The 26,158-nt window shown below is 59.9% G+C and carries 23 protein-coding genes; 15 read left to right on the plus strand and 8 right to left on the minus strand.

The features are described from left to right. Positions 1 to 78: 78 nt before the first annotated feature. On the plus strand, positions 79 to 1,323 hold the full coding sequence (locus tag ACDC67_RS08950) for a hypothetical protein (protein ID WP_376692426.1): 1,245 nt from the start codon (positions 79 to 81) through the stop codon (positions 1,321 to 1,323). Between the two features lie 276 nt (positions 1,324 to 1,599). Next, positions 1,600 to 3,396 (plus strand): right-handed parallel beta-helix repeat-containing protein, encoded by a 1,797-nt coding sequence (locus ACDC67_RS08955; protein ID WP_376692428.1) that lies wholly within the window; start codon positions 1,600 to 1,602, stop codon positions 3,394 to 3,396. A 148-nt stretch (positions 3,397 to 3,544) separates the two neighbouring features. On the opposite strand, the gene ACDC67_RS08960 is transcribed toward ACDC67_RS08955, so the two are convergent. Together ACDC67_RS08960 and ACDC67_RS08965 are read right to left on the minus strand one after the other, a co-directional pair. Continuing rightward, positions 3,545 to 4,876, minus strand: a complete 1,332-nt coding sequence (locus tag ACDC67_RS08960) for a hydroxyacid-oxoacid transhydrogenase (RefSeq protein ID WP_376692429.1) — start codon at positions 4,874 to 4,876, stop codon at positions 3,545 to 3,547. Between the two features lie 76 nt (positions 4,877 to 4,952). Continuing rightward, positions 4,953 to 5,387 carry an acyl-CoA thioesterase gene (locus ACDC67_RS08965; protein WP_376692431.1) on the minus strand — a complete coding sequence of 145 codons (435 nt, stop codon included), beginning with the start codon at positions 5,385 to 5,387 and terminating at the stop codon, positions 4,953 to 4,955. 297 nt (positions 5,388 to 5,684) lie between these two features. Here ACDC67_RS08965 and ACDC67_RS08970 point away from each other — a divergent pair, with 297 nt between their 5' ends. The 3 genes from ACDC67_RS08970 (at position 5,685) to ACDC67_RS08980 (ending at position 8,483) form a co-directional block, all read left to right on the plus strand. Then, positions 5,685 to 6,209 (plus strand): RNA polymerase sigma factor, encoded by a 525-nt coding sequence (locus ACDC67_RS08970; RefSeq protein ID WP_376692432.1) that lies wholly within the window; start codon positions 5,685 to 5,687, stop codon positions 6,207 to 6,209. Between the two features lie 113 nt (positions 6,210 to 6,322). Further along, complete coding sequence (locus ACDC67_RS08975) at positions 6,323 to 7,009, plus strand: LolA family protein (protein ID WP_376692434.1); 687 nt, start codon at positions 6,323 to 6,325, stop codon at positions 7,007 to 7,009. A gap of 373 nt (positions 7,010 to 7,382) precedes the next feature. Continuing rightward, positions 7,383 to 8,483, plus strand: a complete 1,101-nt coding sequence (locus tag ACDC67_RS08980) for a DUF2855 family protein (RefSeq protein ID WP_376692435.1) — start codon at positions 7,383 to 7,385, stop codon at positions 8,481 to 8,483. A 263-nt stretch (positions 8,484 to 8,746) separates the two neighbouring features. On the opposite strand, the gene fusA is transcribed toward ACDC67_RS08980, so the two are convergent. Then, on the minus strand, positions 8,747 to 10,837 hold the full coding sequence (gene fusA, locus ACDC67_RS08985) for an elongation factor G (protein WP_376692437.1): 2,091 nt from the start codon (positions 10,835 to 10,837) through the stop codon (positions 8,747 to 8,749). A 232-nt stretch (positions 10,838 to 11,069) separates the two neighbouring features. Here fusA and ACDC67_RS08990 point away from each other — a divergent pair, with 232 nt between their 5' ends. Both ACDC67_RS08990 and ACDC67_RS08995 read left to right on the plus strand, forming a co-directional pair. Then, positions 11,070 to 11,813 carry a BCCT family transporter gene (locus tag ACDC67_RS08990; protein ID WP_376692521.1) on the plus strand — a complete coding sequence of 248 codons (744 nt, stop codon included), beginning with the start codon at positions 11,070 to 11,072 and terminating at the stop codon, positions 11,811 to 11,813. A gap of 171 nt (positions 11,814 to 11,984) precedes the next feature. Continuing rightward, a complete protein-coding gene (locus ACDC67_RS08995) occupies positions 11,985 to 12,368 on the plus strand; it encodes a PAS domain-containing protein (protein ID WP_376692439.1) in 384 nt (127 codons plus the stop codon). Between the two features lie 164 nt (positions 12,369 to 12,532). Here the strand turns inward: ACDC67_RS08995 and ACDC67_RS09000 are convergent, their stop codons facing one another. From ACDC67_RS09000 to ACDC67_RS09015, 4 genes are all read right to left on the minus strand, one after another. Beyond that, positions 12,533 to 12,820 carry a hypothetical protein gene (locus ACDC67_RS09000; protein WP_376692441.1) on the minus strand — a complete coding sequence of 96 codons (288 nt, stop codon included), beginning with the start codon at positions 12,818 to 12,820 and terminating at the stop codon, positions 12,533 to 12,535. 425 nt (positions 12,821 to 13,245) lie between these two features. Continuing rightward, positions 13,246 to 14,520: an OmpA family protein gene (locus ACDC67_RS09005; protein WP_376692442.1), complete on the minus strand. Its 1,275-nt coding sequence runs from the start codon at positions 14,518 to 14,520 to the stop codon at positions 13,246 to 13,248. 357 nt (positions 14,521 to 14,877) lie between these two features. Further along, positions 14,878 to 15,372 carry a hypothetical protein gene (locus ACDC67_RS09010; protein ID WP_376692522.1) on the minus strand — a complete coding sequence of 165 codons (495 nt, stop codon included), beginning with the start codon at positions 15,370 to 15,372 and terminating at the stop codon, positions 14,878 to 14,880. A 382-nt stretch (positions 15,373 to 15,754) separates the two neighbouring features. Beyond that, positions 15,755 to 16,000: a hypothetical protein gene (locus tag ACDC67_RS09015; protein ID WP_376692444.1), complete on the minus strand. Its 246-nt coding sequence runs from the start codon at positions 15,998 to 16,000 to the stop codon at positions 15,755 to 15,757. Between the two features lie 577 nt (positions 16,001 to 16,577). On the opposite strand from ACDC67_RS09015, the gene ACDC67_RS09020 reads away from it, so the two are divergent. The 5 genes from ACDC67_RS09020 to ACDC67_RS09040 all read left to right on the plus strand — a co-directional run bounded on the left by ACDC67_RS09020 (position 16,578) and on the right by ACDC67_RS09040 (position 19,291). Next, positions 16,578 to 16,742, plus strand: a complete 165-nt coding sequence (locus ACDC67_RS09020) for a YqaE/Pmp3 family membrane protein (protein WP_376692524.1) — start codon at positions 16,578 to 16,580, stop codon at positions 16,740 to 16,742. A 9-nt stretch (positions 16,743 to 16,751) separates the two neighbouring features. Beyond that, positions 16,752 to 17,156: a DUF4112 domain-containing protein gene (locus ACDC67_RS09025; protein ID WP_376692446.1), complete on the plus strand. Its 405-nt coding sequence runs from the start codon at positions 16,752 to 16,754 to the stop codon at positions 17,154 to 17,156. Further along, positions 17,140 to 17,634 carry a DUF2141 domain-containing protein gene (locus ACDC67_RS09030; protein WP_376692447.1) on the plus strand — a complete coding sequence of 165 codons (495 nt, stop codon included), beginning with the start codon at positions 17,140 to 17,142 and terminating at the stop codon, positions 17,632 to 17,634. Before ACDC67_RS09025 ends, ACDC67_RS09030 begins: the two co-directional genes overlap by 17 nt. Positions 17,635 to 17,727: 93 nt before the next feature. Continuing rightward, positions 17,728 to 18,492: a S1/P1 nuclease gene (locus ACDC67_RS09035; RefSeq protein WP_376692448.1), complete on the plus strand. Its 765-nt coding sequence runs from the start codon at positions 17,728 to 17,730 to the stop codon at positions 18,490 to 18,492. 436 nt (positions 18,493 to 18,928) lie between these two features. Next, complete coding sequence (locus ACDC67_RS09040; RefSeq protein WP_376692450.1) at positions 18,929 to 19,291, plus strand: hypothetical protein; 363 nt, start codon at positions 18,929 to 18,931, stop codon at positions 19,289 to 19,291. A 113-nt stretch (positions 19,292 to 19,404) separates the two neighbouring features. Here ACDC67_RS09040 and ACDC67_RS09045 read toward each other — a convergent pair whose 3' ends face one another. After that, positions 19,405 to 21,084: a right-handed parallel beta-helix repeat-containing protein gene (locus ACDC67_RS09045; protein WP_376692452.1), complete on the minus strand. Its 1,680-nt coding sequence runs from the start codon at positions 21,082 to 21,084 to the stop codon at positions 19,405 to 19,407. A 300-nt stretch (positions 21,085 to 21,384) separates the two neighbouring features. On the opposite strand from ACDC67_RS09045, the gene ACDC67_RS09050 reads away from it, so the two are divergent. From ACDC67_RS09050 to ACDC67_RS09060, 3 genes are all read left to right on the plus strand, one after another. Further along, on the plus strand, positions 21,385 to 22,284 hold the full coding sequence (locus tag ACDC67_RS09050; protein WP_376692454.1) for an MBL fold metallo-hydrolase: 900 nt from the start codon (positions 21,385 to 21,387) through the stop codon (positions 22,282 to 22,284). A 307-nt stretch (positions 22,285 to 22,591) separates the two neighbouring features. Beyond that, positions 22,592 to 24,880: a choice-of-anchor Q domain-containing protein gene (locus ACDC67_RS09055; protein WP_376692455.1), complete on the plus strand. Its 2,289-nt coding sequence runs from the start codon at positions 22,592 to 22,594 to the stop codon at positions 24,878 to 24,880. Positions 24,881 to 25,082: 202 nt separating this feature from the next. After that, positions 25,083 to 25,964 (plus strand): hypothetical protein, encoded by an 882-nt coding sequence (locus ACDC67_RS09060; protein WP_376692457.1) that lies wholly within the window; start codon positions 25,083 to 25,085, stop codon positions 25,962 to 25,964. Positions 25,965 to 26,158: the final 194 nt, after the last annotated feature.

The following is a 26,158-nucleotide window of genomic DNA, read 5'->3' on the forward strand; positions in this document are numbered from 1 at the left end:
CCAACGAAATGGCCAGTTTTTCTGGCGGATCCCGAATGGCACGGATAGCAAGCCCGGATTCGTCAAGGAGCCCCATCGATGTCGAGATTCATCCCTCTTATCAGCTCTCTCATTGCGTGCCTGTTTGCCATATCGGCCTCGGCGCAGGTCGATCCCGGTGCAGGCGGCGGGGAGCCCCGCAAGGTGTTCATCACTTCGGTCAGCGGCACTGCAGACTTGAGCACGTGGCCTGATGCGAACGGCGCGACCGGCATTGCGGCGGGAGATTCCATCTGTCAGAGCCGGGCCGCCGCCGCCAATTTGCCGAGCCCCGGCAACTATATCGCCTGGCTTTCCAACAGCGAAGACGACGCCTACTGCCGCCTGCACTCGCTCTCGGGGAAGCGTGACAACAATTGTGGGCAGGTCGAACTGCCATCAGATGCCGGTCCCTGGGTTCGAACCGACGGCAGTCCGTTCGCGGCCGAAGTTGGCTTGGCACTGCTTCCGTCCCAGAACGTCTTTCTGCCGCCAAAGTTTGATGAGTTCGGAAACGAGGTGCTGGATGAATCGCTTGCTCGCTCGGTCTACACGGGCACCGATGGGCGGGGAGAGCTGAAGAATGACCAACAAGATTGTCAGGACTGGGCGAGCGATGACGCCGGATTCATTGGCATTGGCGATGTCTATATGACCGGAACGGGGTGGTCGTCGTTTGGGAGTACGGGTTGCGGAGGCGTTCGGAAACTGTTCTGCGTTGAGCGCGGTAGCGGCGTGCCGCTGCCTCCCCTTGAGGCCGAAGGTAATCTGGTGTTCGTGACCTCCGTTGCCGGTAACGGCGACCTCGCCTCGTGGCCCGAGGCCGACTCGGGAACCGTCGGCGTCGAAGCCGGCGACTCGATCTGCAGGAACCTGGCCGGCGCAGCCGGGCTGGAAAACGCCGGCCTGTTCAAAGCCTGGCTATCGGATTCCAGCGAATCCGCCGACCAACGTCTGCTAGGTGACGGTCCATGGGTGCGTCCGGATGGCGTGCTGGTCGCCGAGAGCCTTTCGGATCTCACTACGAATCCCCGCAACACCGGGATCGCGGTGACTGAGCAGGGCGACTATTTGGGAAACAATCTGGTCTGGACAGGGACAAGCGACATCGGTGCGACCGAGCCGAACAACTGCGATGATTGGCGCGATGCCACAACCTCGTTCAACGCTAGACAAGGTTATTCGAATCGTTCAAGCAGTGGCTGGTCGTCCGGTTTGAGTTCTTCATGCGATGTCCCGAATGCGAGGCTTTATTGTCTGGAAGATGGTCCGGATATTCTATTTGCTGACGACTTTGAGCTGTGAAGTCTGAACAACCAGGATGCCCACGAAATTCCAGGCTGAATCGACCTCACCGTTGCCGTGCCGAAATCAGAACCCGCGGAAATTGGGGCCAAGAAAGGCTGCTATCGGGGGTATCGATCAGTCCGATTGTTGCCTGAGCCCGATTTCGCATACGGCAAGGCGCCCGGTGTTCGGCGTCAACTACATTGTCCGGTCGGCGACAACTTGAATGGCCACTTCTGCGGGCAGGGTTCGAATAGACAAAGAAGGTCGTCAACACATTTGCAGGGAACAGCCGTGATTCGATTCAATACGATTGCCTTACTGGCGGCACTTGCTAGCCAGGCCATTTCCGCACAGGCGCCACTGAGCAAGGGTGAGCTGGAGCTCCTGAACAAGGCACGCGAACGCAGTTCTGCGTTGCTGGAGGCTGATCGGGGCGGGCCGAGCGAGATCCTTTCTGTGGGCAGTGGCGCAGCCTGCGATTTCAGCTCGCTGGGAGCAGCGCTTACCGCCGCTCAGTCAAATGCCGAGATTCGGCTGGAAAGCGGCAGCTATAGTGGTCCATTCGTTGCTGGCGACAAAAGCCTCGAGTTGATCGGCGGCTACCCGGACTGTTCTTCCAGCCAGCCTTCCGGCCAGTCGATACTGGACGGCAACAACAGCGCAACCGTGTTGACCTTGTTGTCTCAAAACGACTCGACATCTATCGAACTGGAAAACCTGATCATTCGCAACGGTTCGGGATCAGGGCTGGCTGGTGGTCTTGATATCCGGGGTGGCCTGGTTGTGATTCTACGCAACGTTTCAATACGATCAAGTGCGACCGCCTCAAACGGTGGCGGTATGCGCGTTGCCCATTCAACCGATACCAGCGGTGCGGTCGTTCTCATGCTGGATCAAAGCTCGATCGGCCAGAACAGTGCAACTGACAATGGCGGTGGCATGGCCTGTATTGGGGATGGCGGCGCGCAGCACATTGTCATTTTTGACTCCGGACTGATCGGCAACAACGATGCGGGGGAAAACGGTGGCGGTGTCTATGCCAGCAACTGCGCCTTTGTCAGTCTGGCTGGCGGTTTCCTTCAGGGCATCGTCGGCAACAGTGCTACAAGAGGTGGCGGCCTGTACGGCACCAACAACAGTCAGATGACCCTGGATGGCACAGCGCCCGGTTTTATCACGCCCGGAGATCCGTTCTCATCGGCCAATCTGATTGGGAACGATGCCAACATGGGAATCAGTGCGGTCTATATTACTGGTTCCGACAGTCGGTTTCGGGCAGTCGATTCCGATATCGCCCAACACGATGGCTTTGTTATCCTGGCAGAAGATGGTGCCGAAGTGGTCATCGAGCGAGGCCCCGATACCGACTGCCGGCGATACGAGTCTTCACTCAGCCCGGCCCCCTGTTCCCGTCTGCGCGACAACACAGGCAGACTCATTCGTGTTGAGGGTGAGAGCACCAGCGTCAGAATCACCCAGACTTTCGTCCAACATTACACGCCACAGAGTTCGTTTGTCATCCCGGTTTTTGAATTGGACGGATTCGATGTGCAAACCGGGCAACATACTATGGAGCTTGAAGGCGTGGTCATGGATGTCAACTTGAACGGCCAACCACTCTTCTGGACCAGTGGGAATTCGGAGGTCAACATGGCCTGGTCTACAATCAATGGAACAAGCAACGATCGCCCCGATGATGTTCCAAGGTTCCCAGTGTTTTTTGGGGCAAGTACAACAAATGTTCGTTCTTCCCTGATCTGGATCCCTGATACCGAACTGGCCAGTTCCAACAGCCCGTTGGATTTAGACTGTACTATCGCCAGCGAGCTCGACAGCGTCAGCCAGTCAACGCGGAGCGTGGTAGCTGATCCAATGTTTCTGGACCCGGAAAACGGCGATTTCCACCTTCACCCCGACTCACCGGCTGTCGACTTCTGCGACGACAGCGTCTCTCAGCCACAGTATGCGGATATGGACAACGAGACCCGTGGCATCCCCAATAGCGCCGCTGGTGTTTCGACCCCATTTGATATCGGCGCTGACGAAATGCTCGATCGGATCTTTGCTGATCGATTTCAATCACCTTGAGCTGTAAAACTGAAAGACCAGGAAAGACCCGGAAAGACCCGGACACACACGATTTTTTCCGAAATCGATGAGATCCGGGACCGGGGAGTGGTACGTCCATGAGATGTGCCTCGGCCAGGATCGCACCGGATTGCACATGCGATTCCATTCAGTATACCGACATCGAATCACGGAATAGCGCCCGGAGCGCGGAGCGGGGCATATCGATTGGTGCGTTCACCAACAGCCTTTGCTGCGCGTATGCGCCTTCGACGAGATCGTCGAGGTGCGACTCGCTAAAGCCGAGCGCGCCTATTCCGTCGGGCATTCCGCAGGACCTCATGAGTTCGGCAAGGCGTGAGGAGAGGATGGTGCCGGCATCGTCAGGCGTAGCCTCTTTGGTTTCAGCTCCGAGCAACCCGGCTGCCTGCAAATGTCGTTGGGGAGCAGACGCCGCGGTATATCGGAATACCGCTGGAGCCGATACGACCACTGACATTCCATGGGGGACGAGCGGCTTGTTCGTTGGATAATCCTCGATGGCGCATTCCTCGATCTGACCGGCGATTGCGTAGGACATCCCGTGGGGCACGTGCACACCGCAATTGCCGAAGGCGATCCCTGCCAGCGTCGACGCCCACATCAGTTCTGCCCGGGCATCCGCATCCGAGGCGTCATTCACTCCTCGGATCATGTACTTGCCAAGCAACCGAAGTGCTTCGCGACACCCCATATCGCTCCATGGGTTCGCGCCCTGGCTGGCTGGTCGATGAACGGGGTGGTCGACTCGATCACGCGAGGTGTACGGCCGCGCGGTATAGGACTCGAGGGCATGGCAAAGCACGTCGAAGGCACAGCACGCAGCCACCATCCGCGGCAGGTGGGCGGTGCAATCGGGATCGACAAGCGCCTGCGACGGTCGAATATGCGCAGACGCGATTCCGGACTTCACATCGAGCGAGACGATGTCGCAGATCGCGATCCCCGTCGCTTCGCTACCCGTTCCGGCCGTCGTGGGGCAGGCGATATGCGGTGCGATCGGGCCCTCGATGGGCTCCGCATCGCCGATTGGCGCATTGATATAGCCCAGGATTTCGTCCGCCAAGGTGTCCCGCTCGAGCGGGTGGGTCGCAAGGAGGTTTGCGATTTTGCAGGTATCGATAACCGAGCCCCCGCCCAGCGAAATATAGCCGTCGAACGTGCCATCCCGAGCGAATCTCGCAGCTTCCGCGAACGACTCATCGGTGGGTTCGACCAGGCACTCGTCGTATACCGCGACGTCCAGCCCCGCCTGCTTGAGCGAATCTCGCACGGTGCGCAGCATCGGCAGATCGGCGACCATCGGGTCCGTGTAGACGGCGACACGGGACATGCCGAGCGACCGCGCCCGAGGGCCGACCTCGCGGAGGCTGCCGGGACCGAAGGTGACCATTGGCGGATCAATGGTAAAGGCGCTTTCGCCTTCCTCCGAAATCAGCGTGTGATACTGACAGCATCCCATGATCTTTCCTCCGAGATCTTTGGCATTGACACCCCGTGGATTCTACACGCGAGGAGGGCGGGCATCATGTACCTGGTCACTCGTTCGTCATTATGGATTCGAGCGCTACTCGAATGGTGTCGGGAATGGGTACGGGTCGCCTCGACTCCCGATCGATATAGACATGCACAAAATGTCCGATGGCCGCGGGTTCGCCCCCGTCTTCGGCGAACAGGGCAATCTGGTAAGTCACACTGCTGCGGCCGAGCTTCGTCACGCGGATGCCCGCTTGCACCATTCCGGGAAACGTGAGCTCCTTCTTGAATTCGCACCGGGTTTCCACGACAACGCCGATGACGGGCGCATGGTGTATGTCCAGGCCGCCTTCCTCGATCAGGTGGGTGTTCACTGCGGTGTCGAAGAAAGAGTAGTAAACGACATTGTTTACATGTCCGTAGACATCGTTGTCACGCCACCTTGTTGGTATTCTTGCAATGTAGGGGAACGCGTCGATCTGGATCGAATTGCCCATGGCAGAGCTCCATCGAGATGTGAATGTCCTCGTGCATGATGCACCGTGCGAGCCTCATCGTTCAAGGTTCTACTCGATGCCTACATCTGACCCTCGATCGACGATCCCAGGTGCAAGATAATTGAGTTCAACATCACAGATATTGCGGGTTGTCAGGTCCCGATTTCGCAGCGACGGATGAAATGCAGCGTAAGAAGTCGTGATCCCGGTCGTCTCCACTCATGAAACCCCACGGAGACGACAATGCAAGCGCATTCCCCTCATAATCATTCCCCTCCCCTTGATCAGGAAGCCGAAATGGCGCCAGACATCGATCAGTTGGCGCAGGCGCATGGTCGCGCGGTGTTCTCGGCCGCCTACCGTGTCCTGGGCGACACCGGTCTGGCCGAGGACGTTCAGCAGGGCGTTTTCGTTCGCCTGCTCGAGAAGCCACCCCGTCGGCAGGTCGATCATTGGGCGGCCTATCTTTGCTCGATGGCTACGCGCGCCGCGATCGACGAACTGAGGCGACGCCAGCGCTGGCGGCGGCTTGCCGAGCGATTTCGAGTGATTGCTGATCCGACCGAGCCAATGCCGCCGGACGTGCATGACCAGGCGACCCGGGCCAGCCGGCTACGCCGCGCGCTGGGTTGTTTGCCGAAACGCCAGGCCGAGTGCTTTGCGCTGCGCTTCTTCCACGGCCAGTCAATCGACGATATTGCCCGATCGCTAGCCGTATCGCCCAACGTTGTCAGCGTGGCACTCAACCGGGCGACGCACTCGCTACGCCGCCGCGTCGAGGCGCTCGAGTCGACCCGTTCCAGAAAACAGGAGGCCCAGTGATGAACCTTTCTTCCACCACGAACATGATCAGTCACCCCCTCGATCGCTACACGGAGGCTGTTCGCCGCGACGAACCGGCTCCCCATGAGTCCGACCGGGCGCAGCGCCGCTTGGTGGCGCGACTCGACGAGACGCGGCGGGCGCCGCGTTCAACCATGACTGCGCGGCGTTGGGCCACGGCGGGGGTACTGGCGATCCTGATGGTGCCGGTGCTGGTCATGATGCCCAGCTCGAACGGCAGTGTCGCGTTTGCCGAAGTGCAAGCCTACTTTAACGATTTCCGCACCATGAGTGCGCGAATGACGACGAAAATGAACGGCGACGTGGTACTCACCATGGATATCGTTGTCGATGCGCAAGATCGTGTGCGCCTGGATTCCGGGGATCAGTTCAGTTTCATCATCGATCCGAACCGGCAGGTCATGCTGCAGTTGTTTCACCCGCAGCAAATTGCTGTTCGGGTGCCGATTCAGGATGACGATTCAGCTGCGTCGGCCCCGGCGCTCGATTGGCTGGCGGAGATCCGCGAATACCAGGGTCAGTCACGGCTCATCGAGGAAGTACGCACGATCGACGATGAAGCGGTCCTGGGCTTTCGCTTGACCGACCGGGCCGTCGACATGACCCTGTGGGCCACCGAACAAGGCCGGCCCGTATTGCTCGAGATGGAAACCGGACCCGAAGGGGCCGCGGCCACAACGGAAATCCGGTTCTCCTTCGATCAGCCGTTGGACCCGGACCGCATCAGTCTGGCCGTGCCGCAAGGCTACTCGCTCAGCGCCGAAGTTGACGACGACTGACTGAGCCAGCGTTCCTCAAATCCGTCCGCGAGGCCCCGGTGATCCACCGGGGCCGTTTCCTCACGAGCCGTTGAAACCAGGACACCGTGAATTCACCCACCCACGACTCGTTCTTCTCTGCAATCGATGAGATCCGGGCCCGGGAATCGGTACACCAAAAATTTGCAGTAAATCACCTGCAAATCGTAACCGCCCTGGATTTCCCGTCCTGAATGTCCCAATCGGCGACAGGTAGGGTGATGTGCGCCATTGAATGTCTATTCCGTCGAGCTCAAGATGGGAAATAGGGACTTGGCCGGAGATGGGTAGCGGATGCGACTGATGGGCTGATTGCGTAGACTGTCATGCCCTGAAAGCAAAGGTGAAGCCAGACATGAAGGACGGAACCGAACCTGCCCGCCTGCTGATGAATCGCGGCGAATTCTCCGACATGCGCACCGAGCCGCTGGGTTCCGATCCCGCCGCCGGGCCCGGCGAGGTCGTGTTCCGGCTCAGCCGCTTCGCGCTGACGTTCAACAACATCACCTACGCCACCTTCGGCGACGCCCTGGGCTACTGGCAATTCTTCCCGATCGAGCACGAAGGCTGGGGCCAGTTGCCGGTGTGGGGCTATGCCGATGTGGTCGATTCCAACGTCGACGCCATCGAGACCGGCCAGCGCTACTACGGCTACTGGCCGACGGCTACGCACGTGAAGCTGCAGCCGGGCAAGGTCGGCGCGCGCAGCTTCCGTGACGATGCAGCCCACCGCGCCGATCTGCCGGACATCTACAACTGGTATCAGCGCACCGACGACGATCCGCTGCACGACGCGCGAACCGAGCCGCTGCATGCCATCTACCGGCCGCTGTTCATCACCGCGTTCTGCCTGGCCGATTTCCTGGCCGAGAACGACTTCTTCGGCGCCAAGCGGGTGGTGGTCTCCAGCGCCTCGAGCAAGACCGCTTACGCCACCGCGTTCTGCATCCGCCAGCATTCGAAGATCGAGATGGCCGGCTTGACCTCAGCGCGCAATCGCGAATTCGTCGAGCGGCTGGGGCTCTACGACGCAGCGATCGCCTATGACGATCTTGACACTCTGGATCCCAATGCGCGCGTGCTCTACATCGACATCGCTGGCAACCCGAAGCTACAGGCCGATGTCCACCAGCGTTTCGGCTCGAATCTCGTCTATGACTGCAGCGTCGGTTCGGCCCAGTCGCTGGTCCCGCCCCAACCTGACCGCGACCTGTCCGGCCCGACACCGGAGTTCTTTTTCGCACCGAACTGGATCGCCAAGCGCTACAAGGACTGGGGTGCGAGCGAGTTCAACCGGCGCTCTGGAGAGGCCAGCACGGCGTTCTTCGGCTATGTCACCGACAACGCGCTGATCGAATTGGTCAACCGAGACAGCCTGGGCGCCGCGCGCGAGGTCATTGTGGACATGGTCCACGGGCGCACCGATCCATCGGTGGGTCACGTCATCGATCTGTGATCGCGCCAACAAAGAGCCAGAGCCGACACCAGGACTCGCGCAGAATCAGGATTTCGACGATTGCCTTTCGATCGTGGGTGTCCCGAATTTCCTTTGATCTTTCGCGTACGACATGGCCAGGAAAAAGTGGACGGATCCGGTGGCTTGGCAAAGAACCAGAACTCTCGTTCAATCTGTGGTTGTGCGGAGTTTTCCGCGACAAAAAGAAGGCCCCGGCAGCTGTCGCCGCCGGGGCCCTTGTTTCCAGCCTTTGAAGTTGGCGCTTAGCTGGCCTTGGCCGCCTGGCGCTCCTTCTCCGCTTCGATTACCTTCTCGGCAAACTGCTGCGGGCAGGGCATGTAGTGCGAGAACTCCATGGAGAACTGACCGCGGCCGGAGGTGATCGTGCGCAGGTGGCCGATGTAGCCGAACATCTCTGACAGCGGCGCTTCAGCCTTGATGCGGATGCCGGTCGGGTTGGGTTCCTGCTCCTTGATCATGGCGCGACGACGGTTGAGGTCACCGATCACGTCACCCACGTTGTCTTCGGGCGTGAACACGTCGACCTTCATGAACGGTTCGATCAGCTGCGGGCCCGCCTTTTTCATGGACTGGCGGAACGCGCCCTTGGCGGCCAGTTCGAACGCCACGGCCGAGGAGTCGACCGAGTGGTAGGCGCCGTCGAAGAGCTCGATCTCCACATCCAGCACGGGGAAGCCGGCCAGCGGGCCCTGCTCCATCATGCCGGCGAAACCCTTCTCGATCGCGGGAAAGAATTCCTTCGGTACGTTGCCGCCGACGACGCTGGACTCGAATTTGAAGCCAGTACCCGGTTCGCCGGGCTTGATGCGGTAATCGATCTTGCCGAACTGACCGGAACCACCGGACTGCTTCTTGTGGGTGTAGCTGTCTTCCACCGCCTGGGTGATCGTTTCGCGGTAGGCCACCTGGGGCTCACCCACTTCCAGCTCCACGCCGTAGGTGCGCTTGAGGATGTCGACCTTGATATCCAGGTGGAGTTCGCCCATGCCCTTGAGGATGGTCTCACCGGAATCCTGGTCGGTCTCCACGCGGAAAGACGGGTCCTCGGCAATCATCTTGCCGATGGCCACGCCCATCTTTTCGCTGCCGGCCTTGTCCTTTGGTGCAACTGCAATGGAGATCACGGGGTCCGGGAAGACCATGGCTTCCAGGGTGCAGGGATGGTCGGTGGCGCACAGGGTGTGGCCCGTCTGCACATTCTTCATGCCCACACAGGCGAAGATGTCACCGGCATGAGCGTAATCGATCTCGTTGCGGTCATTGGCGTGCATTTCCACCATGCGGCCCACGCGCTCGGTCTTGCCGGTCGCCGAGTTCAGAATGGTGTCGCCCTTTTTGATCTTGCCCGAGTAAATACGGATGAAGGTCAGGGCACCGAAGCGGTCGTCCATGATCTTGAACGCCAGCGCGCGGAACGGCTCGTCCAGGGAAACCAGCGCATGCTCGCCAGTGGGGTTGCCTTCTTCGTCGGTCAGGTCCTGCGGCTCCACTTCGGTAGGGCTCGGCAGGTAATCAACGACCGCATCCAGAACCAGCTGTACGCCCTTGTTCTTGAATGCCGAACCGCAGTAGGTCGGGAAGAACTTCAGCGTGCGGGTTCCTTCGCGGATGCAGCGTTGGATGTCCTCGATGGAGGGCTCTTCGCCGTCCATGTAAGCCATCATCAGGTCATCGTCCATCTCGACCGCGGTCTCGATGAGTTCCTGACGGTAGGCCTCGACGTCGTCGGCCATGTCGGCCGGCACATCGGTGACCTCGTAGTTCTCGGGCAGGCCAGTATCGTCCCAGATGTAGGCCTTGCGGGTGAGCAGGTCGACCACGCCCTTGAACTCGCCTTCCGTGCCGATCGGCAACACCATCACCAGCGGGGTGGCGGCCAGAACGTCCTTGACCTGCTTGATAACCCGGTAGAAGTCAGCACCAATGCGGTCGAGCTTGTTGACGAAGATGATGCGCGCGACTTCAGAGTCGTTGGCATAGCGCCAGTTGGTTTCTGACTGGGGCTCAACGCCGCCGGAGCCGCAGAACACGCCCACACCGCCGTCGAGCACTTTCAGGGAGCGATAGACTTCAACGGTGAAGTCCACGTGCCCGGGCGTGTCGATGATATTGAGGCGGTGGTTCTTCCAGAAGCATGTGGTTGCAGCGGACTGGATCGTGATGCCGCGCTCCTGCTCCTGGTCCATGAAATCGGTGGTGGCAGCGCCGTCGTGCACCTCACCAATCTTGTGGGTCTTGCCGGTCAACTTCAGGATGCGCTCGGTCGTGGTGGTCTTGCCTGCATCAACGTGCGCGAAGATGCCGATGTTTCGGTAAAGAGAAAGGTCACTCATGATTCAAATCTTGCCAGTGGGTGGGTTTATGGAAAAGCCGCCATGTGTCCAAAGGCTCTCCGATACCGCCTTGGCCGAAGGCGGTAGGGCGGGCTCGTCGCCCCGCTAGAGCCAGAAAACGCACGAAACGACGCTCACCGCTGGGTGGCGCCGTTGGGGAAAGCTTTCTTGCACGCGCGCTTTATACAGGAAAATGGCTGAAAAGCCAACTAATTTCTGAGCTTTTTCGGATATTCTTCCAGCCGGCCAGTCAGCGCGTAGTGGGGTAAGGTCCAGGAAACTCACGGGTTTCCCGGCAAATTCGGAGTCTCCGCGGGCGGCGGCGGGCGAGTACGTCACCTCGTTCTTTTCGATGGCGACCATGACATCCCAGACGGCGCCGGAGTGGTGGATGAAGTGGTGGACGGTCTTCTTTTTCGCCTGGTTCATCGGCTACACCCCGCTGATGGCCGTGTTTGTCGCTCGTATTTCCCGTGGCCGGACGGTGCGTGAAATGATCACCGCGGTGGCGATCCTTGCGCTCATCGCCACGACCGTGTGGTTCAACCTGCTCGGCGGTTCCGGCATCTTCTACCAGATGGAGGGTGCCTTCGACCTGACCGAGCCGTTGAACAATTTCCGGTTCGATGTCGCCACGCTGACGGTGGCACAGGCGCTTCCGGGCGGTACCTGGATGGCGGCGGCGATTCTGGTCCTGACCACGATCTTCGTGGCCACCACCGGCGATTCCATGAGCTACTCGATCGCCATGGTCGGCGCCGGCCATGACCAGCCCCATCCGTGGATCCGCGTGTTCTGGGGCGGAGCGATGGCGCTGATGGCGGCCATCCTGCTCTACATGGGGTCGGGCAGCATCAGCGTGCTGCAACAGTTCATCGTGCTCACGGCGATTCCGGTGTCGCTGATCATTCTTCCTTCACTGTGGACAGGCCCGAAAGCCGCCATGGCCATGGCGAGAGAGCAGGGCGTGAGCTAATGTTCGCCAGCTCGTCCTCGGGCCGCTGAGTCGCGCCGGTACCGTCGGTCCAGATCCAGAAGCCGCAAAAAGCAGGAAGAATCCTGGGGCTGGCTGCGGGCCCGCGTCGATGAGCAGTTGACAGACGTTGCGCTAAGGTGATGCCACTTACTCAACTGGATAGTGACCGCAATGGACAAGAAGCAACAGGCACTCGCATCGCCGCTGTTCGAGGCATTGGCCGAGATCGCGTTCAGCTCGGTCATGGTGACCCGGGCGACCGACGAACACGGCGCCTCCGAAATCGTTTACGTCAATGATCAGTTCACTGAGCTGACCGGGTACAGTGCCGGGGAGGTCATGGGAAAGACGCCCGGCTTGCTGCAGGGGCAGAAGACCGATCGCAATGTGCTCGAGCGGCTGGCAAGGGAGGTTTCCGAAGACCGCGTTTTTCACGGCCGCACTGTCAACTATCGCAAGGACGGCAGCGAGTTCGATATCGAGTGGAAAGTTACACGCGTGGTCGATATCGACGGAGCGACGTACTACATCGCCGTTCAGCGAGAGGCTGTCTGACGGCGCGCCCGCGCAGAGTTGTTAGCGCATCAGGGCCGGGAAACCCAGGGCAACAGGGGTTCCCGGCTTTTTGAGACACATATTGCCTGCAATCACTATTCCTGCTCGAATTGATCCGCAAAAACACCATCTGGCGAACACTGAACCTCAATTCCCGTCACGTTCTATCCGGAGAGCGTGCCTGAGCCGTTCGTCACCGCGCAGGTCTGGACTGGATCGGATGGTTGGTTCAGGACGCTGATCTCATAGGGTCTGCCGTCTTCCGGTGCAGTGGCAAAGGCGAACGAGCCATTGGCGCTGATCGCCAGATCCAGTATATTGCTGTCCACCCCTGTCCCCGACGGGCCCGCCAGGGCCGACCGCTCACCATCATCCCAGCGAGCAAGGCGATTGACTATCACCCCGCCGGCCGTTGCGAACCGCCCGCCGGCGATCAGATGGCCGTCATGCACGGCCAGGGCCCCACGCGGTCAGTGACGGGGCCGGGGCATGCGCCCGCGATGGTCGACGCGCCGTGGCCGTTGGATTGGTCATTCCTTGATCATACCGAGCCACAGTATGAACGGTCTACACGTTTCCCCTGCTCGGCGAGTGTGGAAGGCGCAAGAAGCGGCTGCTGAATGCCATCATGCGTGGAAGAAGCCGGGCTCCTCGTCGTTGACCAGTTGGTTGCGTGGACAGGGCATGGCGCGGTTATGTCGCCACGACGAGCAAGATGAAATCCTGACCGTGTCGCGATCTGCCGCACGCATTTTCGGGTTTACATATGGTTGATCCGACCAACCGAATCTGCGCCTCGCGGCTCGGCTATGGCCTTTGGCTACCCATTAAAAGGTCGATTCAGCCCGGGAAATCGGGCTGTCCTGATTTTACAGTTCTACAATAATCGCCTGGCCGTATTCCAGCTGCCGCGATCTTCATCTTCGTTGCAGTAGCGCCAATAGCCGGTAAAGGTATCGAGTTCCGGGGAATCGAATTCAAGTCGAATGCCTCCCCAGTGCTCGCTTCCCTGCTTTTCGCTGTCACATGCAGTGCGTGATCTGTCCTTGATCCAGAACCCCTCAAACTGATCCTCATCGACGAACTCACCTGTCAGCGTACCTTCGGACATTCGGTACTGCCCGTTGACCTGATCGCCTCGTCGCTCCAACTCAATGATGCCGGCATCTTCCGAGTGCCAGATTCCGAGGATCTCAACCTGCGGTTCACTCTGTTCTCCAGCTTCTGGGGTTGTTCTAACGGTCAATTCCACGCGACGATTGCGCGCACGACCCTCGGCGGTGTCATTGCTCGCCAGGGGCTGGCTTTCGCCAAGCGCCCGGGTGGTAACCGCTCCCTCGGGGAACGCGGCGTTCTCCATCAAGTAGCGTGCAACGGTCTGCGCCCTGTTCCTCGACAAAACGAGATTGTCTTCCGCGCTGCCGACGCTGTCGGTATGACCGGCGACTTCCACTGCGCTGCCTTCCGTGTTTTCGAGTTGCGCAATGACGCGACTCAGTTCTTCCCGTCCCCCGTCCTTGAGCCGGTGCTCGCCGGAATCGAACAGTACCGAACCGTCCAACGCGATCTTGGCCGCGGATCCCATGGCGCCGATCGCATCGATATCCGCTCCCGGCGTCCGGGTGTTGCAAGCCTGCCGGAGATCCACCAGCTTTATGAAGCGAAACGAATCATCGGCCGATACGTAGGGCGCAATATCCACCTCGGCCTTGCCGCCGGAAATGACGCCCACTCGCACCCAGTCCTCACCGTCTTCGGATACCGCCATTGCGGTCGGCTCGACGTCCGGGCCAATCTCGAATACGTAGAGATCGGGTCCGGCTACATCGATCAACTCGTTGTCGGTCAACTGCACTACCAACTGGCCACCGCAGCCAAGTGTCACGAAGCTGTCCTCTTCATCGCTTTCGTAGTCGGGAGTCCCCAGGATTGCGTAGGGATCGGAAAAGGCATCGCCACCGTCAGGATCGCCGGGCGAGAACGAAACCACTTCATCGGCAAACGAGGCGGCGCCTATGGGGAAGAATACCTCACCGCCATGTCCGTCGGGGTAGGCTTTTCCGGGTCCATTCTCGTCTTCGGATGCGGAAGTCGGAGGCTGCACGGAGATCATGGTCAGGATCAGCAACAAGCTGCCAATTTGATTTCGCATCACTACACTTCCTTTCAGGATCTTCTGACCTGTCACGATCGGAGTCCCGAAGTTCCGGGCAAGCACAAACTTGCGGTGTCCACGGCATACGCGCGCTTGGACTCACTCGAGATCGCGATGCCGCGGTGGGACTCATGCCGGTTCTGAGTGAGCCAGATCTTTCCTACAGGCTACCGGCTGACCCCGGCTCGAGTCCAGTCTCGAGCACGGCCGCGGGCCCTGGATGTCGATTCCGAAGCAGTACGCCCGGTCCGCATGGCCCACCAGACGCCCGATCTACTCCCTGAGAATGCTTGTGCAGCATTCTGGGAGCCGGCAGGAGTGAAGCCCGACAACGATGCCGCCGGGCTTTCTGCACTAGAAGTTGTAGCCCAGTCCGACCGTGTAGGCCCAGGATCCGTCATCCTGAAAGGCATCGTCGGCGTCGCTGGTGCTGCTGAAGAAGAACTGGTACTCGACTCGGGCCAGGAAGTAGGTCTTCGTCTGAACGTAGTGCTTTACACCGGTCTCCAGGCCGGCGAAGGTGCTGTCCTTGACTCCATCGCCGTAGACCCCACCAAGGCTCGCGCCGATGAACGGCCGCGTGCGGTCGTTGAGGAACTGATAATTGAAGTATCCACGGGTTGAGCCGTTCCAGAAGTCGTCCTTGATGCTTTCGCCTTCGATGCTGGCATAGTTGATGCTCTGGCGGATGCCAGCAACCATCTGGTCGTTCAGGTACCAGCCGAGATCGCCGGTCATGCCGAAGCTGCCGCTATCGAAGTCTCGATCGCTGCTGCCGGTTCCCGAGATGGACAGCTCCTTGTCGCCGTGACTCGGGCCGAACTCCGCGGTTTGGGCGGTCGCCGCCATGGACAGCACACCGAAAAGGCAAGTGGTCACTATCGCCGTATTGAATTTGATCATGAGAAGTTCCTTGCTTGATGCAGAAAGAGGTCAGGGAGCGCGCCGCGTCCGGCCGCGCGCGGATCGTTGTGGGGCGAAAGGCAATCCAGTCGGCCAACGCAAACGCACGGCGTCATGGTCGGCGGTTCGGTACCTGGTCGTCTGTGCGTTGGCGCACCGGAGTTCTTCTTGCCCGGGTCGAAAATCGGTTCCCGAAAGGGCATGCTTCCGCCTGCCCGGGCTGGGGAAAGAGATGGAACTCGAGAGCGTTTCAAGTCATGCGGGCAGAATCGCCAGGATAGATCAGTTGTAGCTGACTCGCTCTCGGGGCTGTGATTTTTATCGTTGGTTAGCCGTTGTCGGCTTCGTCCTCGACATCATCTCCGGCGTCTTCGATTGCATCACCGGCGTCGTCGATGGCCTCATCAATTTCTTCTCCGGCCTTTTCAGCCGGGCCCTGGTCTTCGCAGCCGGTCAAGATCGCGCTGCCGCCCAGTGCGAACAGTAGTGCGAAAAGTACGCTGATGATCCGGGTGCCGTTTCTTGGCCCAGGGGTGCTGTTCTTCTCGGTGTTACTTGTGTCTGACGTATTCATGCTCGATCTTCTCCTTTCTCGATCAAGGTTCTGATCCGGTAGCGTTATGGCCTTGGCGGCAGGTGGGCTCGGCAGACCAAACAGGTACGGCCTTGCCCGTGCATATGAACGCAATGTAGGTGACGCCAGGCTGCCGGGTCTGTTCGATACCGAACGGTGTGATCGTCGAGATCGGCGCGATTCGGGCCACGCCTGCATGCCAAGGATCATTGACTCTTGAATTGACCGAGGGATATTGCCCGCACTCGTTTGGAGTGCCGAGTGCGGGCGCCACACAATTCGAGATCTACGAGAGTGGCGCCTCGTCACGAAGAGTTTCATCCGGCGGGGCGACTGCAGTCACCTGATTTCAAGAGCTCTAAGAGCCACCACCAACAGCACGGCGCCTGGGCAGGTTAGGGTTCGGTTCGGTAGCGAACAGAAGCCGTGGTTCGAAACAACTGATCATGAACTGGGCTGGAAGCGCCATGCCCTTGAGTTCGAGCATCGCGCAGGCGATATCGAATATGGAGATCTGCCCGATGCTTCAAATGTTCCCAAGGAGAACAGAATGGCCGTAGTCAACACACAAGACAGAATGCTGGGTGATTTGCTCAAAATCATATTGGCAATTATCCTGCCACCCCTCGGCGTATTCCTCGAGGTGGGCATTGGAAAGCATTTCTGGATAAACATCATTCTGACTTTGCTCGGATTCATTCCTGGCATTATTCATGCCGTTTATATCATTGCCTCACGGTAGAACAAGATCATGGTCGCTACAGGCAGCCCGGACGACGTAAGCCGCGAAACGTTGGCTAGACTGCAGCAGCTTTCGAATCTCATGGACAGGGCTTTCGTGATCCCTGGAACGGGCATTCGATTCGGCCTTGACTCTGTCGTTGGTCTGATTCCGGTTATCGGCGACACGGCAACCGTTGCGGTATCAGGCTACATTTACAGTTTTGCGAAAAAAGCCGGTGTGCCGAGGCGGAAGCGGCTGAGAATGGCCTGGAATATCTTCATAGACTGGCTCATCGGGCTCGTTCCAGTGTTGGGAGATGCTTTTGATGTTGCTTTCAAGGCAAACAGCAAGAACGTCCAGATCATCATGGCGCACGTGGAAAATCAGCTCGATGCCGATAACATCGAAAGGCCTCATGAGCGCGTCGCCTGAAATCGGGCTTGGCTCGCTCCGTGCCTTTGCAGTAACTCGGTCCATGACGGTCGCGGCCTTACTGGCGTTTTCGACTTTTCCCGCTCTATCCCTCGCCCAATCATCGTGCCCTGGAATTCACGTCAAGATCCTGGACATACGAAACAGCACGGGATCAGTAGCTTGCGCGCTGTTCGACGCGCCTGAGGGTTTCCCTAAAGAATTCCTCCGGCATGCCAGCCGGATCCAGATGACGAAGATCATACAGGCCGAGGGCCGTTGCGACTTTCAAAACATCGAACCCGGAACGTACGCGTTGGCCGTTGTTCACGATGAGAATATGGACGGCAAGATCGGCACCAACTGGCTGGGAGTTCCCACGGAAGGGTATGGATTCTCGGCCGGTGCGGAGGTCTCTATGAGCGCGCCCTCATTCGAGGACGCCAGCTTTACCTACGATGGAAAGCAGCTGGAACTTAAAATCCGTCTAACCTACTGACCCAGTCACTCATTCTGTAAGCGATAGCGAGAGCGCGAATCGCCTATCATTCAGGTATTGTCAGCAATAAGTGGACGCAGACGAATGAACAGAATGTGCATTTTGACTATTGGAATGCTGGTCTCGGGCCAGGCACTGGCCTGGGGCGCGACGGGGCACCGGGTTGCCGGCCAGATTGCGGAGGAGTACCTGTCTCCTCAGGCCCGCCTGGCGGTCGAGGACGTGCTCGGGGTGGAGTCGCTGGCGCAAGCATCGACATGGCCCGATTTCATGCGCGCCGACCCGGATGAGTTTTGGCAGTCGACTGCGAATCCGTGGCACTACGTCACCGTGCCGCCGGGAAAAGAATATCGCGAGGTGGGCGCGCCCGAGCAAGGCGATGCGGCGTCCGCGCTCGATCGGTTCACCTACCAGCTGCGCGACGCCGAATCCAGTGCAGAAGAACGTGTGCTGGCATTGCGTTTCATCATCCACATTGTCGGGGACCTTCATCAACCGCTACACGTCGGCAGTGGCGAGGACCGCGGCGGAAACGATGTCGACGTCACGTTTTTCGGTGAGCCCACGAATCTTCACCGACTGTGGGACTCGCAAATGATCGATCGCAGACAATTGTCGTTTTCGGAGATGGCGGAATGGCTCGCGGCGGAAATAACGCCGGAGGATTTCCGCGCCTGGAATACGCCGGACCCGCTGGTCTGGATTGAAGAAAGCGCAGCGCTGCGGGAGCGAATCTATCCCGAGGAAGACGATCTGGGTTGGAGCTACAGCTATGAATGGGCCGATGATATCGATCTGCAACTCAAGAAAGCGGGCGTTCGTACAGCGGCCTACCTGAACGACGTGTTCTCGCAATAGCGATTGTCGAGGTCCCGGCCCGACGCCTGGTCGGCACGACACGCCAATCGAGTCTCTCAATGGGGTTGAGCGTCTCGGAGCGGACTTCTCGTCACTGATCAGGGGGCTGCGTGAGCGAGCCAGTCGACTATCCTGGCTTCGGCCGAAGTGCCGGGCGGTCGGGGGAGTTGCAGCGTAAGCCCTCAGAATATTGGCTCCGGATCGTAGGTGTCGGGAGTTTCCGGGTGTCCTCCAGTGCGCGCCTTCCGCGTAGCTTGTATTGAGCCATTCTCGTTTGCCTCGCATGACCGGGCACTTACTCAGTACTTTCGGGAGACGTTCAGTGAAATCAGTTTGCCAGTGCATCGTCGCAATATCGGCCCTCGCCACGTTCTGTGCCTGCAGCAATGATCCGCAGGCGCAGGCAAACAATGGAGGGGACGTTTCGAAATCGAGCATGACCTTCTACAGCAAGACGCCATCAGACAGCGAGCCGACCGTCATGCCGATGGACATTGCAGAAATCACCTGCGATGCCGATTCGGATACCCGACGAGTCCGCATCGACCTGGGCGAAGAAGGCCACGTCCTGGTTCGTGACGACCATCGACTTCCGGAGCCGGCCTGGCTCATCGTGGTTGATCTGACTCGACTGGACATCCTCGGCGGCAAGCGCGACACCATCGTTCCCTCGCGCGGCGGCGAGCCATTCGAGATGGACGAGGCCGGCAACATCCAGGGAGCCTACAGTTTCAATCTTCACGGTGATCTGAAAGGCCAGTACGGACTGCAGATGGAGATCTTCTGCCCGGGCGTATGAAAGCGACGATAGTCGTTGCCGGTGTGTCGCTGGAGCCTCAAGTCAGCGGGCTCGTCGCGGTACGCCGGCCGTCTTCGGCAGAATCTGGACGCCGTTTGGGGTCTGCCGTGTTCCTAGTGGTTCAACGTCTTCGTTGGCTGACTGAATCTGTCAGTGAAGATCACGGGCGCGCCCGAGTCAACGGCCGCACAGGCCGAAAATTCCGAGGTGCTATTGGTTGACAGGTTCGTTGCAGTTGCGGTGACAACCCACCCTTCAGGTGTTTGGCCGGGTACGGTTTCATTGAGGACGGCGTTGCCTGAAGCGTCCGGTTCGGCTATGAACGAACCGAGAAAGGTCTCACCCTCACCAAAGCCGGATGCGTCGCACTCTTGGTTTGCAAATACTTCGATTCTGAACTGGCTCTTGGGAACCTGGGGCAATTGACCGCTGACCGTTGTACCCGATGTGGATGAAAAACCGCTGTCCAGACCGGGGATGCTGGGTGAGCCATTGGCTCCACCCGAGATGACGATCCCGCGTTCACCATTTCCGGAAATACTGTTCTCGGAAATCTCTACAGCGCTGACTGCAGACCCTTCAAGCAGAGTGCCAAACCTGTCTGCCTGCGAGATGGTGTTGTTCGTGATCAGGACATTCAGGACGGGTTCGGGCTGAGGAAGGATTTCGATACCTTCCAGGGTCGCGATGGCTTGCTCACCATTGGCGTCGAGCCCGATGATGTTCTCCTCGATGATCAGCCCGTCGGTCGGTCGGCTGAATGCGCTGACGAAGATCGCCGTACCGAAAAGCTGATCGGCGCATCCTGAAACACCGCTGCGGCGTATTCCCGCGATGACGTTCCCCTGGATCACCGTGTCGTCCGACTCAATGAGGTTGATTCCCGTCCTGCCTGCGTTCTGTTTGCTCAGCCCGTCGCTCGACAGCCCGATATAGTTGCCTTCGATCGTGGTCTGCCTGGCCCACTGGATGTCGATCCCCACGCCCTCCGGGCATCCAACGCCGTTCGTCCCGCTGAAATCGTTGATCACATTGCGTTCCGCAGGGGTCGGGCCGCCGATCCAGTTGCCGGTTGGAAACCTCGTGCCCTCGGCACAGGATGGCGAGCCGGCCACACCGACAGATTCGAGAACTTTGCCGATCACGATATTGTCGTTGGCCCCGCATGTGATCGAGACCGAATCGATCTCGTTGCCATCGTCGACACCGATCCCGCCGATGATATTGCCGGAGGTCGTGCTTCCGGATCCAGGGGATAGCTCGATCGAGTTGGTGAAGTTGCGGACAAATCGATTCCCGCTGCCGCCCACGACAGAGATGGATTGACGGAATTGTGTCTGGCCGAGGCCGCGGACTTCGGTATCGCTGGCGTTGATGAGGATGGCCGGTTGTCCGACGTATGACGGGTGGGTATTGAGTATGCCCAAGCCGGGGCCGTCCGGATCCGGCTCCCCGATGAACGCCGCCTGCGAAAGAAAATCGATCGTGGTGTTGTCGCGAGTCACAACGAATGCCGGGCCGTCGATCCGAAGCATGGTCTCAGAGGGATCTTCCGGATCGACCGGGATCGCGAACTCGATCTGGTGTTCGCCGGACGTGTTGTTTACCGCGACGACCGCTTCCCGCATCGATACCAGACCGTCCGGACCGGGAAGATCCGCGATCATTCGAGAGCCGCCGAAATCATCGATGTCGTCGAGTTGCGTGACGGTCACGGTAGCCGCCTGTGTGGCTGTTCCGGCCATCGCCATCAGCGTGGTGATGAGCAGTGTGCGTGTGATTTTGAGTTTCATGGCCGGGTTCCTTTTCCCTGTTTTCAGGAGCATCCGCAACCCAGTCTCTACCAACCTTCTGTCAAGATCAAGAAAAGCCCGGAAGTCCGGAAATCCACGGGGCTCCCACCTGGGGGCGGCTGGATCGCATGGCATCGTAGGCGTCCACAGTCAGGTTGCCTTCGACTCCAAACGGAATACTCTGGCCCCTTGTGTTCTGCGGGCAGGTGCAGAGTGCAGGAGGCTGGGCCGCCACGGAACGAGGCAGCGGTGTTACATTAGGTGGAGTGAAAGTAAGGAAAGGGAACTGAAGGAATCGCCATGTACAGTCGTACCAGTCCGAGCCAAGGAGAATCGTCGCCGCGGGTCACCGGTTTCTACGAGCCCGATACTGGCAGTGTCCAGTATGTCGTTGTCGACGAGAGGACGAAGAAAGCCGCTTTGATTGATGTGGTCCTGGATTTCGATCCGCGTAGCGCAGGAACCGCGACCCGGTCGGCTCAGGCCATTCTCGACTATGTCGCGCAGGAGGGACTCGAAGTCGAATGGGTTCTCGATACCCATCCCCATGCGGATCATTTCATGGCTTCGAACTGGCTCAAGGAGCAGACCGGAGCGCCCAATGCCATCGGTGCCAAGGTGCGAGAGATCGCCGAAATGTGGGAAGGCTTTTACAACATGCCCGGCTATTTCGATCCGGATCGGGACTTCGACCACCTGTTCGAGGACGGCGATACCTTCAAGCTCGGCGAGCTTGATGTGCGGGTGATGCTGTCGCCCGGACACACGCTGGGATCGATTACTTACGTGGTCGGCGATGACGCCGCTTTTGTGCACGATACTTTCATGCACGTTGATGTCGGCACTTCGCGTGCGGATTTTCCGGGTGGCTCGTCGAGCGCGCTCTACGACAGCCTGCAGGCCATCCTGGCGCTGCCCGATACTACACGGCTTTTTATTGGCCACGATTATCCGCCGGTCGGCGATCGCGAGGCGCCGGCCTGGGAAGCGACCGTGTCCGAACACAGGGCAGACAACCCGCACGTGGGCGGTGGTACGAGCCGTGAGAATTACATGAAGTTGCGGGACGAGCGCGACGCCAAGCTTTCGCTACCGGATCGCATGCTGCATGCCTTGCAGGTCAACCTGCGCGGCGGTCGCTTGCCGGAGCCGGAGGCCGACGGCCACAGCTACTTCAGGATTCCGGCAAACCGCTTCTAGGGAACATCTTGCGCGAGCGCCGCGGATCCTTGCGGGAGAAGCCGCATTTCGCGCACGCGCTTCTTGCCGCTCCCCACGGCCTTCTTGCTCCCGGGAGCCCGACCATGGTCTGTTGGCGATGCTGAGCCGTTCGGCTGCAGTTGCGGCGACTGCCACTTGCGTTGCGCCACACGATCCGTGGTTCTCCGACCGAATGCGCTTCGCGCAGAGTTATTCAGGGATTCTTTCTCCTGGCATGGCTTCATCGGGGCATTTTCCGCGTAGGGTTAGTCATCGCCACCAATTTTTGCAGGGAGAGCCCCGGATCATGACCAGGCAAATACACGAGGAATCGCGCAAGTATCAGCTGCGCCAGCGCTCACGACCCACCATTGCCCCGCTTGCTGCCGCGATCGGGGGTGTGCTTGCAGCCGGTTCCCTGCAGGCGGCCACGATTACCGTGGATACGCTCACCGACAGCATCGACGCCGGGCATTGCAGCCTGCGCGGCGCCCTTTACGCGTCGACCGGCAACGGCGCAGTCGGTGGCGGCTGCACGGCCGGGGAAGTCGGCCAGGACACCATCGTGTTCGAATCGTCGCTGAGCGGCACGATCGCGCTCGATGCGAATGCCGGGGACTACTACGACGGCTCGACCCTGCCGATCGGTGAATCGGTCGTGATCGACGGCGACGAACGAATCACCATCCAGGGCACGGGCAATGGGCCGGTTTTTTACCAGCAGTACCAGTCCGGCGGCGGATTCCATGCCGAGGAGGTCGAGATTCACGGCCTGGCGATTAGCGGCGGTGGCGGCGACTACGGCGGAGCCATCGCCGTTCGCGGCCGCGAGCTGAGGCTCGAGGACTGCACGCTGACCGACAACTCCGCGGCCAATGCTGGCGGTGCCATTTGGCATAGCTACGCTGGCGACTCTTTTGCGCGCCTGTCGATCGTTCGATCGGATATTTCAGGCAACGGGACGGGCGCGAACTACATCGGTGGCGGCGCGGTTGCCGTGGTGGCACCGCTTCACTCGATGAAGGTCTACACCTCGACGTTCGACGACAACGTTTCCCTGGCCGGCGGCGGGGCAATCGACTGGCGGACTTCGTCGGGCTCCATGGTCCTCGCCAACTCCACCAGCTTTCAGGGCAATACCGCCAAGTACGGTGATGGCGGGGCGGTCAATATTGTCGCCAACGCCGGTTACGGTGTGGGGTTGAATACCAGAGACGCGCAGTTCTCGAGCAACTCGGCGAGCGGTCGCGGCGGCGCTATTGCCGTCGCGGATGCGGGCTATGGACAGAACGGCTTCGGCAAGATGCGAATGCGCGGCACGGCTTTCCTGAACAACTCGGCGGGCGAGAGCGGCGGCGGCCTGTCGTTCTTCCGGGGCGACGGCGCCGGCACGGCCGGCGATCCGGTGAACTATGTTCGAACCGAAGTCAGCCCGTATTCCGGTAATCCCACTACGTTCATCGGTAATACGGCCGCCTATTCGGGCGGCGGCGCCGAGATATCGGTGGGCGATGCCACGCCGATCGAACTCTACGGTGCCGAGTTCATCGACAATGCGGCCGGGGACGGCGACGGCGGCGCGGCCTTGATCGGGTCGGGCGACTCGGGACTGCTCATGAGCCAGGTCACGATCGAGGGCAACTCGGCCGAGGGCGCCGGCGGCGGTTTCCTGATCGTGGCCGCGAACGGGGGCGATGTAGAGGGCAGGGGCGTCGAAGTCGTCAACAATCAGGGCGACTACGGCGGCGGCATGGCGATCGGTGCAGGCGGCGGCAGTGTCCTTTTCGACAACGCGCGATTCATGGACAACACCGCGGCGACTTCCTCCGGCGGCGGAATGGAGGTCAGCGGTACGCTCGACCAGTTCGGGATTGGCGCATCGGTGTTTTCCGGCAACAGCGCCGCCGGAGACGGTGGCGGCCTGAATCTTGCCTCACCCGGCTCCGAGAGCGTGCTTGCCGAAATCAAGTACAGCGAGTGGTCGAACAATCACTCCGGCAGCAATGGCGGCGCGGCTTTCCTGAGACTGGGTAGCGACAGCCAGGTCTTCGTGGAGAACTCCACACTCTCGGGCAACACATCGACGATGGCCGGCGGCGCCCTGGCCGCCTACGGCGACTTCGCGCTGTCGGTCAAGTACTCGACCGTCGTTGAAAACGCGACTGATGGAACCGGAGGCGGTGTATTCACCTACCTGGGCGGCGGTTGCGATGTTGACAACGCCCTGTTCCATGCCAACACCGGGGCCAACGGCGCGGAAGAACAGGATCTGCAGGCCGTCATCGCACCCTGCGCGGTCGAGCACTCGCTGCTTTCGGGAGATGACTCGTTCTTCAACGACGTCGGCGGCAATATCCTTTACCAGGATCCGATGATCCTGCCGCTGGCCGACAACGGTGGCGCGAACGGTCGCACCCATGGGCTGGCCGCCGGCAGTCCGGCCATCGATGCCGGCGCCGAAGGCACCGGAACGCCGTCGAGCGACCAGCGCGGCGGTCCCTTCCAGCGCGTTTACGACAACGGCCTCGACATCGGCGCCTACGAACTGCAAACAATCCAGGACGGCATCTTCAGCGATCGTTTCGAGACGCCCTGAGGCGGAATAGTTGCTCCAATCAGTCCTCTGCTGACCGGCGCCTCGCCGGTCGAGTGGCAGAGGATTAACTACGGATCTCGGGGACCAATCGGCAAGCCGGCACGGCCCAGGGCACGGCTGGAAATCGGGAAGTGGGGTACTTATACTCGCCAAATTCCGTACGGCAGTGCTGCCGTTTGATCCACAGTAGGTAGGGGGTTGCATGAAATCCACGCTCGCGAGCGCTACGGCGCTGACTTTTCTTTTCGCGTTGTCCGGTTGTGCAACTTCTCCGGGAAAGCGGGTTTCCGACCTGAGCCTGCCTCACTCGACGGCGGTGGTCGAGGTCACGATGCAGCAGCCGGACATGATTGTCGAGACTGGCGGCTACAGCCTGGGAGAAGCAGTGGGCACGATTTCATTGCTCGGGGTTGGCGGACTGGCCATCGGTCAGGCGATCATGGTTTCCAACGCCACAGCTGCAAGGGAAGCCATCGTGCCTTTGCAGGAGCAGATGTCGGTTCACGATCTCGGTGAAGTGTTCTCGCAGAGGATCACCGAAAGCAAGGTTGCGCACCAGTTGTCCAGTTCCGGTTCCATCGAGGTGAATGAAGGGTCAGGCTCCTCGGATTGGCGTCCCGGGTCCGGGCACACGCTGGCCCTTGTTGGGGGAACGACTTTTACGTCTGATCTCAAGACCCTGATTGTCCGACTGGTTCTGCTTGAGTTTGCGCCGGATGAGGATGGGGATGTTGAGCACACGGGATTGAGGCAGGTTTATCAGTTCAGCTGGCCCGGGCCAGGGCCGGAAGGCGGAAGGTTTCGGGAGCACTACGCCAGGGGGTGGATGAACCTGGGCAACGACAAACTCCTGGAGCTGATCGAACGCGGAATGGATACGACGATCGGGATGATGGAACAACACCTGGAGACGCCGGATCTGACGGACCGGCTTCGCAGGGTTGCATCCCCACGGGGCTTCGGATTTCCTGAACCCGAAGCCTATCGCTGGCGTACGGAGAACGGCCTGGAGTGGGTGCTGCGCAAGCCGGACGACTACATCATCAACGCGATTCCGATCGAAGGCAAAGATACGAACTGGTAGATACGTCAGTGTCATCAAGACCTGCTGACGGGGTTCTGAGAAATCTTGCCCGCGTCCCGCCCTCGGGTAGCATCGATGTCGGCGTTGGTGCTGTCCCCGGCTCCGGGGGCGGATTCCCGAACATCGAGCAACTAAAACCAAGGAGCAGGTCATGATGCGTCTTTTTCCGTGATGACGTGCGCGGTACTGTTGAT

It is taken from the genome of Wenzhouxiangella indolica (genome assembly GCF_042310355.1).
Taxonomy (GTDB): domain Bacteria; phylum Pseudomonadota; class Gammaproteobacteria; order Xanthomonadales; family Wenzhouxiangellaceae; genus Wenzhouxiangella.